Origin of the sequence: Rubripirellula reticaptiva, assembly GCF_007860175.1 — a bacterium.
GTDB lineage: Bacteria > Planctomycetota > Planctomycetia > Pirellulales > Pirellulaceae > Rubripirellula > Rubripirellula reticaptiva.
Map to the genome: position 1 here is coordinate 1,195,925 of NZ_SJPX01000001.1, position 17,455 is coordinate 1,213,379.

13 protein-coding genes are annotated in these 17,455 nt (G+C 54.3%); 6 read left to right on the forward strand and 7 right to left on the reverse strand.

The features are described from left to right. The first annotated feature begins 11 nt into the window (after positions 1 to 11). On the forward strand, positions 12 to 698 hold the full coding sequence (locus tag Poly59_RS04245) for a hypothetical protein (RefSeq protein WP_146532774.1): 687 nt from the start codon (positions 12 to 14) through the stop codon (positions 696 to 698). A 1,136-nt stretch (positions 699 to 1,834) separates the two neighbouring features. Here Poly59_RS04245 and asnB read toward each other — a convergent pair. Together asnB and Poly59_RS04255 are read right to left on the reverse strand one after the other, a co-directional pair. Then, the gene (gene asnB / locus Poly59_RS04250) at positions 1,835 to 3,742 is read right to left on the reverse strand and encodes an asparagine synthase (glutamine-hydrolyzing) (protein WP_146532775.1); all 1,908 of its coding nucleotides are present in this window, start codon (positions 3,740 to 3,742) and stop codon (positions 1,835 to 1,837) included. Positions 3,743 to 3,838: 96 nt separating this feature from the next. After that, positions 3,839 to 4,759: an ATP-binding response regulator gene (locus Poly59_RS04255; protein WP_146532776.1), complete on the reverse strand. Its 921-nt coding sequence runs from the start codon at positions 4,757 to 4,759 to the stop codon at positions 3,839 to 3,841. A gap of 138 nt (positions 4,760 to 4,897) precedes the next feature. Between Poly59_RS04255 and Poly59_RS04260 the strand changes: the two genes are divergently transcribed. After that, positions 4,898 to 6,922, forward strand: a complete 2,025-nt coding sequence (locus tag Poly59_RS04260; protein ID WP_246151371.1) for a prolyl oligopeptidase family serine peptidase — start codon at positions 4,898 to 4,900, stop codon at positions 6,920 to 6,922. 76 nt (positions 6,923 to 6,998) lie between these two features. On the opposite strand, the gene Poly59_RS04265 is transcribed toward Poly59_RS04260, so the two are convergent. The 3 genes from Poly59_RS04265 to Poly59_RS04275 form a co-directional block, all read right to left on the reverse strand. Then, complete coding sequence (locus Poly59_RS04265) at positions 6,999 to 7,496, reverse strand: carbon storage regulator (protein ID WP_146532778.1); 498 nt, start codon at positions 7,494 to 7,496, stop codon at positions 6,999 to 7,001. 118 nt (positions 7,497 to 7,614) lie between these two features. Further along, entirely contained in the window at positions 7,615 to 8,898 is a 1,284-nt protein-coding gene (locus Poly59_RS04270; RefSeq protein ID WP_186776009.1) for an HD-GYP domain-containing protein, read from the reverse strand. A gap of 336 nt (positions 8,899 to 9,234) precedes the next feature. Then, positions 9,235 to 9,573 carry a histidine triad nucleotide-binding protein gene (locus Poly59_RS04275; protein ID WP_146532780.1) on the reverse strand — a complete coding sequence of 113 codons (339 nt, stop codon included), beginning with the start codon at positions 9,571 to 9,573 and terminating at the stop codon, positions 9,235 to 9,237. Between the two features lie 126 nt (positions 9,574 to 9,699). Between Poly59_RS04275 and Poly59_RS04280 the strand changes: the two genes are divergently transcribed. After that, positions 9,700 to 11,091: an AAA family ATPase gene (locus Poly59_RS04280; protein WP_146532781.1), complete on the forward strand. Its 1,392-nt coding sequence runs from the start codon at positions 9,700 to 9,702 to the stop codon at positions 11,089 to 11,091. Here the strand turns inward: Poly59_RS04280 and Poly59_RS04285 are convergent. After that, positions 11,028 to 12,572 carry an ArnT family glycosyltransferase gene (locus tag Poly59_RS04285; protein WP_146532782.1) on the reverse strand — a complete coding sequence of 515 codons (1,545 nt, stop codon included), beginning with the start codon at positions 12,570 to 12,572 and terminating at the stop codon, positions 11,028 to 11,030. The genes Poly59_RS04280 and Poly59_RS04285 overlap by 64 nt on opposite strands. A gap of 30 nt (positions 12,573 to 12,602) precedes the next feature. Here Poly59_RS04285 and Poly59_RS04290 point away from each other — a divergent pair, with 30 nt between their 5' ends. Continuing rightward, a complete protein-coding gene (locus tag Poly59_RS04290) occupies positions 12,603 to 13,559 on the forward strand; it encodes a class I SAM-dependent methyltransferase (RefSeq protein WP_146532783.1) in 957 nt (318 codons plus the stop codon). Beyond that, the gene (locus Poly59_RS04295; RefSeq protein ID WP_146532784.1) at positions 13,552 to 14,328 is read left to right on the forward strand and encodes a glycosyltransferase family 2 protein; all 777 of its coding nucleotides are present in this window, start codon (positions 13,552 to 13,554) and stop codon (positions 14,326 to 14,328) included. Before Poly59_RS04290 ends, Poly59_RS04295 begins: the two co-directional genes overlap by 8 nt. A 46-nt stretch (positions 14,329 to 14,374) precedes the next feature. Here Poly59_RS04295 and Poly59_RS04300 read toward each other — a convergent pair whose 3' ends face one another. Next, a complete protein-coding gene (locus tag Poly59_RS04300) occupies positions 14,375 to 16,396 on the reverse strand; it encodes a sigma-54-dependent Fis family transcriptional regulator (RefSeq protein ID WP_246151372.1) in 2,022 nt (673 codons plus the stop codon). Positions 16,397 to 16,598: 202 nt separating this feature from the next. On the opposite strand from Poly59_RS04300, the gene Poly59_RS04305 reads away from it, so the two are divergent. Beyond that, on the forward strand, positions 16,599 to 17,414 hold the full coding sequence (locus Poly59_RS04305; RefSeq protein ID WP_146532785.1) for an enoyl-ACP reductase FabI: 816 nt from the start codon (positions 16,599 to 16,601) through the stop codon (positions 17,412 to 17,414). The last annotated feature ends 41 nt before the right edge of the window (positions 17,415 to 17,455 follow it).

The following is a 17,455-nucleotide window of genomic DNA, read 5'->3' on the forward strand; positions in this document are numbered from 1 at the left end:
TAAGCAATGCAATGAAATACCACATTAGTTGTCGAGCCGGATCTTTTTGGATAATGACTGTCATCTTCTTGGCCTGCGTTGGGGAAGTTACGGTAGCGAGCGCAGAAGATGGGATTCTGAAATCCAAGCCTGGGTTCGGAGCCTTGGTTGTGGAAGCCATGGCTGCTCGTGCATCAGTTGTAGCTGGAGAATTCGAATACAGGATCGACAGTATTAAGGGCCGTGGGGATGATATCGAGTGGACCCAGGAAGGCGTGTATGGATTCGATGAACGATCGGATCGATCTATTCACGCATTCAAGCGTGTTCGAACGGAGCATGCGGTTGATCAAAATCCTTCAAACGCTAACGTCGGGGGCGGAATCATCTCTCAAACGGAGAACGGATTGCAGGTCACGGGAGGCGGCGTTTTTTCGCCGGATGTTTCTTTCTTGTTTCCGCCTGAAAGTCGAGTCGGGTTTGCAAAGTTACTGGAAACACGTCGTAACTATCCCTACCTAACACCATTCAATTTTCGATCATTTGGATTCGCGTTCTACGGAGATCTGTTGAAGAATTCGCCTTTTGATAAGGTAATTGCCTATTACCTCGCCGTTGACGATTCGACAGTGCCGGAAGTTCAAGCAAGCGATTTGCCAACGGAGTTGTTACCTGCTATCAGTGATGCCAGATACTTTGACTATGGAAATGTATTTTAGCGGTTGAAAGCGATCAAGACTATTGGGTTACAAGATCACGGTTCGCCACGCCAAAATACAAAAAATTGACGAACGGGCAACGTGAAAAAACTGGCGAGCAATTGCACAGTGATTGCGTCGTTAAATTGACACAGGTAGATGGTTACTGGGTTCCGAAACGCACGGTTTATACACATCGGAGCGGCAAGCTAGTAATCGATCTGACCTGGGCGTCGGTGAACTCAGATGACATTGATTTTTTGTCGACGGCGTTGTTGGTCGCATTAATAAGCCATTGCGTTAGTTTGGGTCTAAACACGAGGGTGTTGTTATGAAGTCTTGAGTCGTTGCGGCTGCTTTTGTTCTGCCATTCTTAATGCCGCAGATTTGGTCAATCGCAGATGAAGAGTGTTTTGACCTTGGTGGTCCAAACGATTGCGTCAGTGAATACAGTGTCGATGAATCCGAAACATGTGTCGCGGAATCGTGTACACCTAACTTTCAAACCGACGGTGCGGGCGTACCAATAGTTTTGAACGGCTGGGTTCAAGTTGATTCTTACGATTGTCCTGCGAATACGAAGGAATTTGTTGTGCAGTCGGGATCGTTTTCATCGTGTGATGAAGGTACTGGGACGGGTGAGTATGCAGAAAGAGCTGATGCCACCGATGTTTATTGTGTCAAGACAAAGTTTTGCGCAGCGACCTGCAATGTTACGGCTGAAACGATAACTGTCCATGGTGGTGAGTTGAGGATCGCTTACTGCAAGAGTGGTGGTGGCCCGAGTTCCCAATGCGCTAACGGGGATCACGAAGGCTGCATCGTTTCAAGCCAAGAATGCGTTGGCGAATGTCCTGACGAACCAGAAGAACCGTGAGAAGCACCACGAAGCGTGCCCAGGTTGCTGAACGTGGGACGGGGATTGGTTTGATCTGCGTGCAGCAGTTTCTGGTTTCGGGCTTTTTTGTGGGCGACTTGCTGGACGTAGGGTGTGTCAACGAATTGCGCCTCCCTACTTTCGTCTTCAAGACTCTGCGTTTCAACGTTCTTTACGCAGTGTATGCCGAGAAACGGAGAGGGAAGGTGAGCAACAACTCAGGTTTCCAATTTGGCGACCGCGACTAGAGCATTCTGGTCACGTGAAGTGTCGGCCCGGCCTAAGTCCACTGCCGCAGCCACTTTTCGAGGGTCAGCAAATTCCACAATCGGTAGCCGTGGTTTTGCTCGTTCGTTTCGTGCGAGCGGACCAGTTCGGCGACGGCTTCTTTGCGGAAAATCGGTGCGATCTTGGCATCGTCGGCTAGTAGTGTGTCGTGAACCATTGGTTTCAATTCGTTTCGGAACCAGGCACCGATCGGGATGCCAAATCCCATCTTCTTCCGTGTGAAGATCGATGGCGGGATCATCGATCCGAACGTGTCCTGCAGAATCAACTTTCCGCGTCGCCCGCGGAACTTCATGTCGACGGGCAACGATGCGGCGAATTCAACAATCCGGTAATCCAGTAACGGTTGACGAACTTCCAAACCGTGTGCCATCGATGCGATGTCGACTTTCGTACAGAGATCGCATGGCAAGTACGACAGAATGTCCGACGTGCTCGCTCGCGTGACGACATCACGTCCTTCACTTCGTGCCCACACCGAATCTAGAAAGTCGAACGGATCGGATTCAGGCAGGGATGCCACGAACTCGTCCGTGTACATCGACGCGCGAAGCGATTCCGGGAAGATCTGCAGCCAATTCAAGTAGCGTCGCGCAGTTGGTTGACCAAGTGCTTCAAGGAACCGTTTGCCACGCCGCACGATCGATCGACGCTTGTTTGAGTCGGGCAACCGCCGGATCAAACCGATGCCGGGAATCCTTTGAATCGGAAATAACCGTTGCAGTTTTTGGCTCAACCATAACGCTTGATACCGTTCATAACCGGCGAACAGTTCGTCGCCACCGTCGCCTGACAACGCCACAGTGACTTCGCGTTTGGTCAGTTCCGAAAGATACCAGGTGGGAACCGCCGATGAGTCGCCAAACGGTTCGTCGTAATGCCACACCAACTTGTCGATCACATCAACGCCACTGGGCGTTACTTCGAATCGCGTGTGTTTGGTGCCCAGGTGCTTGGCAACTTGTGCGGCATAGACCGTTTCATCGAAATCGGCGATCGGAAAACCGATACTGAATGTGTTGACTGGGTTTGGCGATTGAGACTGTGCGATGGCAGTGATCAAGGACGAATCAATACCACCGGACAAAAATGACCCGAGCGGAACATCTGCTTGTAGTCGTAGCTTTACCGAATCACTGAGCAGTTCGCGGAGTCGTTCTTGAGCCTCGGCGGGGCGGATTGGACGCTCGACTGATGGGTCAAAATTCCAGTATCGATGGACGGACAGCTCGCCATTTTCGTAAATGGCATAGTGACCAGGTTCTAACTTTCGAACTCCTTTCCAGATCGTGCCGGGATGAGGAATGTATTGATAGGTTAGGAACTCATCGATGGCGGCAGGGTCGATCTCGGTACAGACACCGGGTACCGCAGCCAAGCATTTCAGTTCGCTACCGAAAACCAGTCGATCATCTTTGACGGCATAGTACAGCGGCTTTTGTCCGATGCGATCGCGTGCTAAGACCATGCGGTTGCGTCGGGCATCCCAAATCGCGATCGCGAACATCCCGTTAAGCTGATCAAAGCAGTCGGTGCCAAGGTCTTCATACAAGTGGACGATCGACTCGCCGTCGCCGTGAGTCGCGAACGTGTGTCCGGTGCCTTCGAGACGTCGCCGCAAGGTTTGGAAGTTGTAGATCTCGCCATTGAAAACCAATCGGACGGTACCGTCTTCGTTGGAAAGCGGTTGCCGAGCACCTTCGAGGTCAATGATGCTGAGACGGCGGAATCCCAAGCCGACCCCGATTCGATTGCCGTAGGCGTCACGGTGATCGGGGTTCATCCAGATCTGTGAATCGTTGGGACCACGGTGCGCGATCGTGTCGGTCATCTTTTTCAGATGATCAGGCGTGATCGCAGAGCGATCGTCACGCCAAACCGAGCCAGTGATTCCGCACATTGAGTATTTCCAAGCTTGCCACGTTGCGTAAACCAGGACCTACGCCTGGCGAGATCCATTGCCAGGATAATTCCTGATCGTAGGGTCTGGTAATGTCTAGCCGGCTGGTAGAGCGGGTGAATGCGTATGCCGTTTCACCATCACCACTTCGCAGTTGCCAGATCGGAAGATGACGTCATCCATGAAGCTGGTCAACAACATCAGGCCACGACACTGTTCCAGCTCGAAAGATTCCGGTGTTCCCGGTGCCGGGGTCATGCGTGTCACTCGGCCGCGTCCGCTTTGTGAGACTTGGATACGAGTGTCGTCCGTGCCGACTGAAAATTTTAGTTCAACGGTTTGTCCCGCGTACTCTTTGCTGGCCGTCCGTTCGGCCATTTCCTGAATTCCAGTTTCTTCATTGCCAAGCCATCGGCTAAGCAGCGTCTCGTCATCTCGAATTTCCAGATTGCCAAAACAGATCGCGTTCAGCAGCGCGCTGTGGACCGCGGTTCCCAATCGCACCCGCTGGGTTGTGTTCATGTGCCCTGCCGAGGCCAGTGACTGGACGACGAAATGCACGACCGGCTCGATCGAGGTCAAATTGTTGGAAAGTTGCAAAGTGTATTCGGGACAGGTCGATTTTTGGCCACTGCCGTCAAAGACTCGGTCCGATGCAGCCATTCGGATGGTTTGGCCCACCACGCGGCAAAGCAACTTCGAGAGCGAATTTTTGGGGACAAAGTTGGCCGCTCCCAACGCAAGCGCATCGACGGCCAGCGATTCGCTCCCCCGCGCGGTTACGACGACCGAGGGCAGTTTGGGGTATTGCTCGGCTACGGCCTGGACCAATTCCATTCCGTTCATTTCCGGCATTCGCAGGTCTGTGACGACCAGATCCGGTTGCCGCTGGCTAAGTGTCTCAAACGCCAGTCGCCCATTCTCAACGCACTCGACCTGATGCCCGCCAGACTCCAGAATGGACCGAATCAACGCAGCGTGAGTCGAACTGTCCTCGGCCAGTAAGATTGATGACATGGTGGTTCTTCTCGGTGGAGTGTCGCCGGCAACGCTGATCGCTACTATCTGTTTCCAGTCTATCTGATCCCGCCTCTTCTCGGTGTTTCGTCAATGCAGAATCGACTTTCCCGATGTATTTGTTCCCTGTCGTTTGTCTTGGTTGCTTTTGCGGGAATCGGTGCTGCCGGTTTATCCGCGATAGCGGACGGGCCTGCTGACAACCGGGCGGATCAAGTTCGTCCGATTCCGCCGCCGGGTATCGAGTTAGATGCCGCGGTCAGCGATGGGTTGATGAAAAGGTGTGAGTCGATTCGCACTCGGTTCATCGCCATCGATCTTGAGGGCAAAGACGTCAAAGTTCAGTCGCTCGCCAGCGAAGTGTTGGTCTTTCCTCGCGCGGTTGAACTGGCCATCGAATTTGGCCAATTCTACAAGCCACGCGAAATCGAATCGGCCGGGAAGTTGTTGGATGAGGCAGAGCGGCGAATTACCGTGATCAAAGACGGCGGCGATTGGGGCGAGGTGGTCGGCATCGGCGACGGAGTGAACCAGAAGCTGATTGTCGGTGGTTATCAATCGAAAATTGATGGTTCTTTTCAACCATATAGCGTCGTCCTGCCGGCGGGAATGCGCAAGTGTGACCCACGTCCGCGGCGACTGGATATTTGGTTTCATGGTCGCGGTGAAACTCTCAGCGAAGTTGGCTTCCTGACCAAACAGCAAACCAATGCCGGTGAATATGCTCCGGTGGATACGCTTGTATTGCATCCTTACGGTCGTTATTGCAACGCATTCAAATTCGCTGGCGAAGTCGATGTGCTCGAGTCGCTCGAATACGTCAAGTCGCGACTAGCCGTCGATCCCGCCCGCATCAGCGTGCGTGGATTTTCCATGGGCGGTGCAGCATGCTGGCAGATGGCGACTCATCACGCAGATCGCTGGTTTGCGGCCAACCCAGGTGCCGGTTTCTCGGAAACGCCAGAGTTCTTGAGCTTCTTTCAGAATGAAGATGCTCGCGCGACCGCGCCGGATTACCAACAATCGCTGTGGCAGTGGTACGATTGCCCGCCGTGGGCTGGTAACCTCAAGCAATGTCCAACCATCGCGTACAGTGGCGAGATCGACAAGCAAAAGCAAGCAGCCGACGTGATGGAGACGGCGCTTCGTGGTGTCGGAATCGATCTGGTCCACGTGATTGGACCCAATACGGCGCACAAAATTCATCCTGATTCAAAAACGAAAATCGAATCAACCATGGCGACGCTCGCACGTATCGCGGACACTGTCGCGCCGCGGCGGATTGAATTTACGACCGTGACACTTCGGTATCACCAAATGTACTGGGTTGATGTGCAAGGCCTAGCACAACACTGGAAGCCGGCCGAAGTGGTCGCCGATGTTGATTCTGCATCGCGAATTCGGATCAAAACCGACAACGTCACTCATCTGAATTTACAGTTTGGGCCGGGTCAATGGCCGGGCGCCACGTCGGGGCCAGTCAAGATCGAGATCGACGGGACTACGATCATCGGTCCTGCGATTCGTTCGGATCGATCGTGGAATGTTTCACTGGTGCGAAGTGAAAAGGAATGGGCGACGGCTTCGGAAGAAGCAACAACCGAACTTCGGAAGCGTCCAGGACTGCAAGGTCCGATCGACGATGCGTTGATGGATTCGTTTGTGTTCGTGATGCCGGGCGACAAGTCCAGTGATAAGGTCGTTCAGCAATGGGTCGAGTCCGAATCGGTGCACGCGATGGACCAGTGGCGGAAACATTTTCGCGGGGACGTCCGTCAAACCGTCGATCGTGATTTGACCGATCAACAGATTGCATCGAGCAACTTGATTCTGTTTGGTGATGTTGAATCGAACGAAGTGATCGCGAGAATTGCGGACGAGTTGCCGGTGGAGTGGAGTGACAGCGATGTCACGATTGGCGAGCACAAAGTGCCGCGGACCGGCCATGTGCCGATCTTGATCTTTCCAAACCCGCTAAACCCCAATCGTTATGTTGTCATCAACAGCGGGTTCACATTTCGTGAATACGACTATCTCAATAACGCCCGCCAAACACCAAAGTTGCCTGACTGGGCACTGGTGGATGTGACCGGCGGCGCGACGTCCCAGGCAGCAGGCGAAGTAAAAGCCGCCGGCTTCTTTGACGAAAAATGGCAACCGTAAGCCAGCATGCTCACTGGCTTACGGATCATTGGCTTACGGGCGTGTGAAAATCAAACTCGCCAGGACAAGTTCTGGCTTAGGCTGATACCGCGGTTGCGCAGTCGATCGCGTACCCGACCGACGCTTGTCGGACGCAGATGGCATCTTTGTTTCGCACTGCTTGCTTGCGGCGCAGTTCGTCAAGCACCTCGGGGCGAATCGCGACACGATCGTCAACCGGAATAGCTCGCAAAGGTTGTGACGACTTAAGCTGGGCGATGCGGTTCTGCAAATCCGCAGCCAATTGTCCGGCGATGGCTCGGTTCGTCGGTGACGCGAGTTTCGCCAACGCAGCAATCTGGGCTTCGATTTCACCGACCTGAATTTCTTCGGTCATCCGATGGCTCGAACCTGCGGATCGGGACATGTCCGCGTCTGATCGACGATCGGCGATTTCACCTCGGACGATGGCGAGTTCGCGAGGCGCCTCGATCCCAATTTCGGTTCGTGACGTCTTCAAATCCAAGATTCGAACCACGACGCCCAAAGCGGGAATCTCGATCGATTCCCCTATTTTCCGTGACAGTACCAACATGCCTAACTCCGTTTTAAGGTCCGAAGGATGATTTAATCGGCCAGGAGTTTACCGCAGAGCCCGGTTGGGTACAAGCGTATAGGTGTGAACGTGTGTTTCGTGTAGTCAATCGGTCCTTTCAGGCCGCCTGTGGGGCTCGCGTGGCGCGAACGATTTGGACGCTATTTTCGCTCGCCAGATTGATCATGTCGATTTCGTATTCTCGGTGGCGCGCGTTCCAGATTTCGACGATCGGCCGAGTAAAGTTTTCGCCGTTGGATCGAACGACACGCCCAACTTGGCCGTCACTCATTTCGACGAACGAACCGATGGGGAATAAAGACACCGCGTGCAGTAAACCGCGAACGGACTTCGAATCGAATTTTCCACCGGCAACGTCGTGCAGAAGTTTCTCGATCGCGAAGTACGGCATCAGGCCTTTGCGGTGACCACGGTTCGATACCAATCCGACATAGGCATCTGCGACCGCAGCGATCCGAGCCAGCGGGTGAATCTCGTCCACCACACGACCGCGCGGGTAACCACTGCCGTCGCATCGCTCGTGAAGTTGGTAGGCCACGATTCGTGCGACTCGCGAGATCCGGACTCCGGGGCATTGTAACGCATCGAGTGTCAGTACCGGGTGCTCGGCGAGAGAGGTAAGTTCGTCCGGCGTCAACTTTCGCTTCTCGGTATAGACCTTTCGCGGCATCATTTTCATTCCGACGTCATGGATCAAGCATCCCGTGCCAAGATCGACAAGACTGGCATCATCTAGCCCAAGCATTAGGCCAATGGAAATCGCGACGCTGCACACATGCAGGCTATGTCGCGCTGGATACTCGGTGTCGAATGGATTCAAGCCCAGACAAAGGAACATGTCGCGGTCGTCAAGAATCGACTTGACGCTGTCTCGGCAAACGCCCTCAAGTGATTCGTCATTGGCCGAGGATCCTTTGATCAGATTCACGAACAATTCGTCAAGGTAAGCGATTTGTTGTTCGGATTTCTTGACCGTTTCGAGCATGTGATGTCGGTCATAGCGATCCTGGCGCGGTGCTCCAAGTCGTTCGGCAACTGTCTCGGTCGGCATCTCGATTGATGCCTTGAATCCTTCACCGACGACTTCTTCATCGATGTCAGAAGTGGCTCGGTTTGTCTTGCAAATTTGCGAGTACGAATGGTCGTCGGCTTTGCGGGCAATGCCTTGCGGCGCACCCGCTTTTAGCCTCGCGAGGTCACGTCGATTGACAACGACATTGTTGATTCCGCGTTTGACGAGCATGTTGAGAAACTGCTCGTTGATTTCGATGTTCTTGCCCAGCAGCTTTGTTCCTGCCGAATCAGGATCAAAGATAGGCGAAGATAGAACGGTCCCGACCGAAAGTGTCGATAGCGAGACGCGAGCGAAGGTGGCAGACACGCGAAAGCCTTGATGGGGGGAGAAACTCGATTCCATCCGACCAGGACTCTTGGGGAGTCTTGGTGCGCATGGGTGCCCCACTCATACTTTTAACGCTGCAAGACGGAACTGCCCTCCCGTTTCTATGATGGCTATCGAAACGTGCACACGTCCATCCTTATGAATTTATGCGGGGGCGCGCCAGTTGTCCCGGAGACCCTCATCAGCGTGAGCATAATCGCTACGACCGCGACTTCTTGGTCAAGCCGTTTTGTAGTTGGTCAGTCACGCGATATGCCACGCGTTCCCGTTTTGCGTACCGCTCAGTCGCTGTTCCTACGCAAGCCGATTGCGTGACTAACCCGGCGGCCAAGTCAACTTGCGGCCGCCCATGACATGAAAATGAAGGTGGGGGACTTCTTGGCCGCCGTCGTCGCCACAGTTACAGACAAGCCGGTAGCCGCCCGTCAGACCTTCGGCGGCGGCGACTTGGGACGCGACGACGACACAGCGGCCAATGATTGCTTGGTCTTCGTCGTTTAGGTCGGCGAGGGAGACGATTTCCTTTTTGGGGATCACCAGAAAGTGTGTCGGTGCTTTGGGGCTGATATCGCGAAAAGCCAGGCATAGGTCATCTTCGTGAAGGATATCAGCGGGGATCTCGCGTGCGATAATTTTTGTGAAGATCGATGGCATGAGTTTAGAAAGTTTGGCGTTTTTGGGATTCGGAGTCACCATTCTAACTTAGGCGGTAACCGAGCAGCGTTTACGCGTGTCATGGTTGCGGGAAGTTTGTTTTTTTGCTTTAGAAAGTAATGCGTCGTGGAAGAAGCGTTTAACGGGTGGATGTTGGCGGGCGGTGCCGCGGCAGTCACGATTTTGGCGACCGGCTGGGGGCATGTGAAAAGCCTGTATAGCCAGATCGCCGGACGAGTCGTTGTCAAAATCACGACCAGTGGTTTCCAGGCCGACGCAATCCTGCTGTACATGAAGCACCACTTCACCGCGTCGCGGTTTGGGCCGCGAGCCTATGTGGGATGGAAGTTGTTCGTCAGGCCGAAGTCGCGTGTGCAGTTGGTGTCGATGGAAATCGCACCGCCGACGGGGCGTCTGTATTGGCAAGGTTGGCGACCAATTTGGGTTGCCAAAAGCAAAGATGGGTTGGGCGATATGGAAGAAGGTTTGCAGGCCGCCGATTATGACTATCAAACGATTTCCATCACCTTCCCGCGGGGCACGATTGACCCCGACACACTGATCACCGACGCAACGAATTTCTTCAACGATCAAGTCCGCGACTACGAATCGACCGGCGGTCGACGTCACTCGATCCGTTTCGTGCACGGCACCGCTGGCAACACGGCGACGATCCAGATGAAGGGCAAGAGCGGCGGCGGCAGCCCGACCAGCAGCAGCGACATTCGCGCCTGTCTGAGCCATCGGCCGCTCGGTTGGTCGTTCTCGGACTTCGGCAGCGATCCGGGCGAAGATATTTCAGCGGTGGACCGATTGGCGCTGGACGATGTAACGCGAGACTTGGTTTGCGAAGCCGGTCGTTGGCGACAAACCGAACAGTGGCACCAGGAACGCGGACTGCCATGGCGACGCGGTTATCTGTTGCACGGCGAACCTGGTACCGGCAAGACTGCGCTAGCTCGCGCGATGGCGGAAGACTTGGACTTGCCGATTTTTGTCTACGATTTGGCGACGCTTAAGAACGACGAACTGCTAAAAGCATGGAACCAAATGTTGGCTGAGGTGCCGTGCATGGCATTGATGGAAGACCTTGATGCGGTTTTCGATGGTCGCAAGAACATTGCGGTTCAAAGTGGACCTGGATTGACGTTCGATTGTTTGCTGAATTGTTTGGACGGTGTCCAGCGAGCCGATGGACTGATGGTGATGATCACGACCAATCATTTAGACAAAATTGATCCTGCGATCGGGCAACCCGGTGCGATCGGATCACGCCCGGGACGAATCGACCGCGTCGTATCGATGGGGCGTCTGGACGACGAGGGACGCCGCAAATTGGCAAATCGGATCTTGCACGATTGGCCGCAGTGGATCGATGACATCTGTCACGCCGGTCAAGGCGACACGCCGGCTCAGTTCCAAGAACGATGCGGCCGGTTGGCGCTTCGGCTTCACTATGGCGAGGCTGACGCCGATGCTGTTGCAGGTGCCGCGGTAGCCTCGGGTGAACGCCGATAAACTTCGGCATAGTTCGCAAACACATCATCATGATTTCCGTAGTTGCGCACCAGTTCGCATGCGTACGCAGCGACCATGTCTTCCGCGAAATCGCGGCGTCCAAAGATGTAGTAGTCCGTTGGGATCTCGGCGCTGTCAAAGTACATCGGATGGCGACATGCTAAGATCACGTCGCGGCCCGCCGCATAGGCGGGCAATGAAAATTCAGGGCCAACTGTCAGCGTCGCATCAGCCGGCAGATCGTCCAAAATATTTCGGACGAATCGCGGGCTTGCGTACACGTCATCACCAAATTTGGTCGCGTAAGTCATTACGGCACGGCCACCGCTGCCGGGTAGCATCGCAGCCAACAAGATCGCAGCGGCAAACGTTCGCAGCGAAGTCTTGTTGGCTCGGCCGCGGATGACGGCGATATCGAACTGTCGTGCCACGTATGCGAAAGCGATCCACCCCAGCGACGCGCTGTAGCACCAAAACCCTTGGACCGGATGGTCGCCCAAACAAGCCGTCAGTAGGTACACGCTGGAAATCCCGAGCACCGTGATCGTTGTCGCGGCGCGATCACGTTTGTTCCACGCTAAGAAACTGATCGCAATGAGTCCAAACAATAGCATCGAGAACTGGATCGGATGCGCGCGGTCGATCAGCTGTGGTGTCTGGTGCGAAAATGAATCCCAAGGCATCACAAATCGGCTCAGCAATCCCGGCCCGGCCGGCCGCAAGATGTTGCCGACGAATTGCGATCGAAACAGGTCAGGCCGCATCAAAATTAACGGTGTCCAAGTCGCAAACGTTGCCGTAACGCTGATTGCGAACACTGCCACACGGCGAACAATTCCAATTAGATTCTCGGCGTTCCATGCGATCCAAATGGTCATTTGAATTCCGAACACAATCGCAAACGGATGCGACAACGCGGCAAGTCCGACGCTGATTCCTGCCGCGATGATCCACCTTGTTTGGTATTGCTGGCGGCTAATTGCACCGCAATACACCGCCAGCAAACCAAGCATTCCGCACAGCATGTCGGGCCGCGCAACCATGGCTGGGAAGAAACACAGCCGCGAACATGAATAGATGGCAGCTGCTAAGATTGCCAGTCGGCGATCTTGAAAGAATGCTTCGGCGATTCCGAACGTCAATACGATGGAAACAATAGCCGCGACCAACGAAGATAGCCGTGCCGTTCCGTAGTTGCCGGCAAAGATTTCAAAGAACGGTGCTTGCGCATAAAACGAAAGCGGCGGCTGGGCGAACAACATTTCATCGGCGCCGATAAAAACACTGTCCGGATCGGTTGCTCGTGCATAGGGGACGCGTGGGATGCCTTCGTTAGCAATCGTCAGCCCAGGAATGCCGTACCATTCTTCGTCCTGTCCGCCGGGCGAGAGCAACGCGGTTGGAAGTCGAACTAATATGAACAACAAGACAACGATCATCATTCCGATGCCGGCCCCGTCGGTACGCTTTAGCGGTTTCATTTCAGTTCTTTTGGTTTCGGCGGACTCGGTTTGAACGATTTCGAATGCCCATTATGCGAACGAGAACTCATACCGCTACGGCACCAAGTTCGGGACGCCCAAACCGGCGAAGCATTTGACATTGCTGGATGCCCTGTTTGTGGCCTGGGCGTCACCGCCGGGATGCCCAACGATTTGGACCAATACTATGGCAAGGAATACGTTGGCCGGCGTCACGGGTTCACCGCTTCGATGTGCGATCGCCGTCGAATCCGAATCATCCGCGGACTTGTCCAAACGTCTGCGCCGGCGAAATTGCTGGACGTTGGTTGTGGTGACGGAACGTTTTTAGGTACAGCGATCCAGGCAGGATACGCTGGGATCGGTGTGGAACGGTTCTCGAGTATCGCTGCGGATGCCGGATTGCCGGTGAAAGCGTCGCTCGACGAGACAGCGTCCGAGTCGCCTTTCGACATCGTTACGATGTGGCATGTGCTAGAACATCTGCCCAATCCCGGTGAAGTGACCGAGCAGCTTCGTGGCCAGATCGCGGACAATGGAGTCTTGGTGATCGCGGTTCCCGATTTCGGAAGTCTGCCATCGAGACTTGTTGGACGTTTTTGGTTGCATTTGGATGTGCCCCGTCATGCGTATCATTTCACAACTGAATCATTAACAAAGTTGTTGTCGGATCGTGGTTTTGACGTTGAGTTTTTTCGCGGTTCAGAGTTCGAATACGATTTGCTGGGTTGGTCATCGAGTGCCATCGATGCGTTGGGCGGTGAACCGAATCTGTTGTTCAAATTGTTGACGGGTCGGTCGACAAAAACTGGTCGACTCGGCCGGATCGCTGCACTAGCGTTAGGTGCTGTTTTGTCGGTGCTGGGTGCGGTGCCCGTGTTGATTGCCGGCTGGCTTGGCCGTGGCGGAACGTTGATTGCAATTGCTCGGCCCAAGTCAGCTAACATCAGGGTTATGTCCGAAAAATTGGAAGGTCGAATTGTTTAACGAAAAGAAAGTCGTTGTCGTGATGCCGGCCTATAACGCGGCAAAGACCATTGAGAGAACTTATGACGAAATTGACAAGCGTCTGGTCGATGAAGTCGTCTTGGTTGACGACGCAAGCAGCGACGACACTGCCAGCGTCGCGGCGGCGCTAGGAATGCATGTGCTTCGGCATCCTGAAAACCGTGGCTATGGCGGCAATCAAAAGACCTGTTACAAAGCAGCAATTGAATTGGGGGCGGACATCGTCGTGATGGTTCACCCTGACTATCAATACACACCTAAACTGCTGCCGGCGATGGTGTCGCTGATTGGCAGCGGGCTGTATGACTGTGTGATTGGCAGTCGTATTCTTGGCGGCGAAGCGCGAGAAAGTGGGATGCCGATTTGGAAGTACATCGCCAATCGATTTCTGACGCTCGTTCAAAACGTATTGATGGGTTCCAAGTTGACGGAATTTCACACGGGCTATCGCGCGTTTTCCCGAGACCTGTTGTTGACGTTACCGCTTGAGGAGAACTCGGACGATTTCGTTTTCGATAACCAAATGTTGTCGCAAGCCATCTACTTTCGATTTCGCATGGGCGAGGTCTCTTGCCCGACAAAGTACTTTGCCGAAGCGTCGTCGATCAATTTTAAGCGTTCGTGTGTCTACGGCTTGGGATGTTTGTTGACCGCAGCGACGTTCCGCTTGAACCGGTTAGGGATTTTGCAATCGAGCATTTTTGCAAAAGAAGGACGCCGGCTAGTGACGGAGTCGAAAGCGGACTAACGGATCGGCTGCGATCGGTTAGCCAAGTCTGAAGCCAACGCGGTTGTTACTCACCGGACGTAGGCATGCCGAGTTGCCGCATCTTTCGGTAAAGATTCGAACGATGCAGTCCAAGTCGGCTGGCTGCGTCGGTCATGTTGCCGCCGCTGGATTGGATCGCCCGTTCGATGTGTTCGACTTGGAACAATTTTGTTGACTCGCTCAATTCGATCGGCATGTCGATCCGACAAATGCCGCCATCGCGGTTGATGTTTGCTCCGGTCAGACTCAAATCGTCTGACTTGATGATGTCGTCGCTGGTCAAATAGCAGATGCGTTCGATCGTGTTACGAAGTTCGCGAATGTTGCCTGGCCAAGGGTGATTTCGCATCGCACTTTTCGCGGCTTCGCTCCACGTCGGAACCTGCCGACCAATTTGGTAGCAAAATTGTTTCAAAAAGTGATTGGCCAGCAGCATTACGTCGTCGCCACGCTGGGACAACGGGGGCAACGTCAATGAGACCACGTTCAAGCGGAAGTACAGGTCCTCGCGAAACCGGCGTTCGCGGATCAGTTCTTCGAGCGGTTGGTTCGTCGCCGCGATCACTCGCACGTCGACAGGAATCGGTTGTGATCCGCCGACTCGCACGACTACTTTTTCTTCCAGCACTCGTAGCAATTTTGCTTGACCGCCCGGACTCATGTCGCCGACTTCGTCAAGAAAGAGTGTTCCGCCACTTGCCAATTCAAACTTGCCCACGCGAGTCTGGTTGGCATCGGTGAACGCACCCTTTTCGTGTCCAAACAGCTCGCTCTCGAGCAGTGTTTCGACCAAGGCCGCACAATTGACTGCCACGAATGGGCCGCTGCGACGCTTGCTCTCGTAGTGAACGTGACGCGCGAGCACTTCTTTACCTGTTCCGTTCTTGCCGAGGATTAGAACCGACAAGTCTGTGTTGGCGACTTTGTCGGCGCTGCGGCGAACGTTTTCAACCGACTCGTGATTGCCCACAAGCGGACTCGACGATGCGGCATCGTTGACCAATCGGTCGCGGGATTCGACGAGCCGGCGACGAGTCCGCAAGGACTCGATCGCGACTGCTGCGTGAGTCGCCAAGTCGGCCAACAAGACCGCATCGAACTCGTCAAAGTCGCCATCGACTCGGTTGATCGCTTCGAAAACGCCGATCAGTTCATCGCGTTTGTTTTCGTCTTGCCCGCGAGACATTGGCACGGCAACGAGAGATTGCGTTCGAAAGTCGAGCGTTGCGTCAACTTTGCGATTCACTCTCGCTTCGTCGTCAGACCCTGCGTTCCAAATCTTTCGTTCGCCGCTGCGAAGGACTTCCCCCACTACCCCTGCGTCATCATCGACTTCAAGCGAACTACCTTTGATGCCAAGCGCGGGCCGACCGATAAGTTTGCTGCGGCGACGGTCCCACAAGAAAATACTAGCGCGTTCGCACCTCAGCAATTGAGTGGCGGTATCGGCGATCTCTTTCAACAGTTTTTCATCATCGTCAAGTCGTTGCCATTTCGCGGCTGAGGCTAAGACGGCAGATAGCTGCTCGATCCGGCGCTGTTGACGTTGATGCGTTTCGATTCGGTGCAGAGTCGTGGCAAGCAGTTCAGCTGCGCAAGTGATTCGTCGAATGCGACTGTTTGATTCACTGCTGTCGCCAAGCTCGGCCTCGCCAAGACGAACCACCAGCGCCGACGACGCGACAAGTTGATTACCAGTCGATGAGGTTTGGACGTTGCTTGGCATCGCAGTGATGCACCAGCCATCGGACAATTGTGTCGACATCGTTCCTGAATGCGACCGGTCGATCACGTCACCAATCAATTGCGTAGGGACATCTGTCATGTCGCCGACCCACGGACAACAGGCCCAGGTTCCACGGTGCTGTTTGACTAGTCCACCGACTTGGCTGCCTACCAGATGCAACAGATTCGGTAGCACGGTTGTCGCAAATGTCGGCGAGGAGAGGTCGATTTGTTCGGTTGCTGCGAGTTCGAGTGCCAACCGCAGTTCGTTGGTGGCCGGATCAATAAACGCCGGATCAATAGATTCAGATGATTGTGGCACAGAAAGACTCGACAAGGCTTGGGGGAGTGAGCGTGTCGGCTCACATCACGTGGTATGGGACGATGAGTTGGTATTAGAAAATTGCTGGGCTAGATGGCGATTGATGGGATCTGAATTGAAGGTAAATAGACGAACCCCAGGGATTGGCGGTATGTTGGTGCTTTGACGTACCGTTTTAAGAACCAAATAGGAAACACTGCACATGCAATTCGCCGGAAAAAAGGGACTCATCCTCGGAGTCGCCAACGACCATTCCATTGCTTGGGCGATCGCAAAGCAAATCATGGACGCCGGTGGTGAATGTGGTTTTACTCACTTACCTGATCGTCCGGATGATGAACGCCAACGCAATCGCCGCCGTGTTTCTCAGTTGACCGACAAGTATGAGAACGCAAAGTTCCTTGTACCTCTTGATGCGCAGAATGACGACAACATCCGCACTGTTTTTGAAAAAGCAGCGGAAACGTTTGGGAAAATCGACTTTTTGCTGCATTCCATCGCGTTCGCCGATCGTGACGATCTGTCCCGCGACACGGTTTACACCTCGCGAGAAGGCTTCAAATTGGCGATGGACGTTAGTGTCTATACACTGATCAAATGTACCGCTGAGGCCAAGGAAATTATGAACCCCGGCGGTGCGATCGCTACGATGACCTACTTTGGTGGCGAGAAATGTGTGCCCGGATACAACGTGATGGGGATCTGCAAAGCGGCACTTGACGCGACCGTACGCTATTTGGCGTACGACATGGGCCCACAAGGGGTGCGAGTCAATGCGTTGTCGGCGGGTCCGGTTCGGACGTTGGCTGGCCGTGCCGCAGGCGTCGAGGAAATGTTGACCCTGTACGAGCACATGGCACCGTTAGGCCGAAATGTCAGCCACGAAGAAGTCGGTCGCACCGGTGCATTCTTGCTGAGCGAAAACAGCGAAGGAATTACTGGCGAGATTTTGCACGTCGACGGTGGCTATCACGCAATGGGCAGCCCCGGCCGTTTGTTAAACAAGTTGAAGTCGTAGCATAACCGCCGTGCCGGCCGTCTCGCCCGAGCGCGAGACGG

Coding starts and splice junctions, on each gene's coding strand:
- Poly59_RS04245 (WP_146532774.1), top strand. CDS start 12: ATGAAATACCACATTAGTTGTCGAGCCGGATCTTTTTGGATAATGACT.
- asnB (WP_146532775.1), bottom strand. CDS start 3,742: ATGTGCGGAATCACTGGCTCGGTTTGGCGTGACGATCGCTCTGCGATC.
- Poly59_RS04255 (WP_146532776.1), bottom strand. CDS start 4,759: ATGTCATCAATCTTACTGGCCGAGGACAGTTCGACTCACGCTGCGTTG.
- Poly59_RS04265 (WP_146532778.1), bottom strand. CDS start 7,496: ATGTTGGTACTGTCACGGAAAATAGGGGAATCGATCGAGATTCCCGCT.
- Poly59_RS04275 (WP_146532780.1), bottom strand. CDS start 9,573: ATGCCATCGATCTTCACAAAAATTATCGCACGCGAGATCCCCGCTGAT.
- Poly59_RS04285 (WP_146532782.1), bottom strand. CDS start 12,572: ATGAAACCGCTAAAGCGTACCGACGGGGCCGGCATCGGAATGATGATC.
- Poly59_RS04305 (WP_146532785.1), top strand. CDS start 16,599: ATGCAATTCGCCGGAAAAAAGGGACTCATCCTCGGAGTCGCCAACGAC.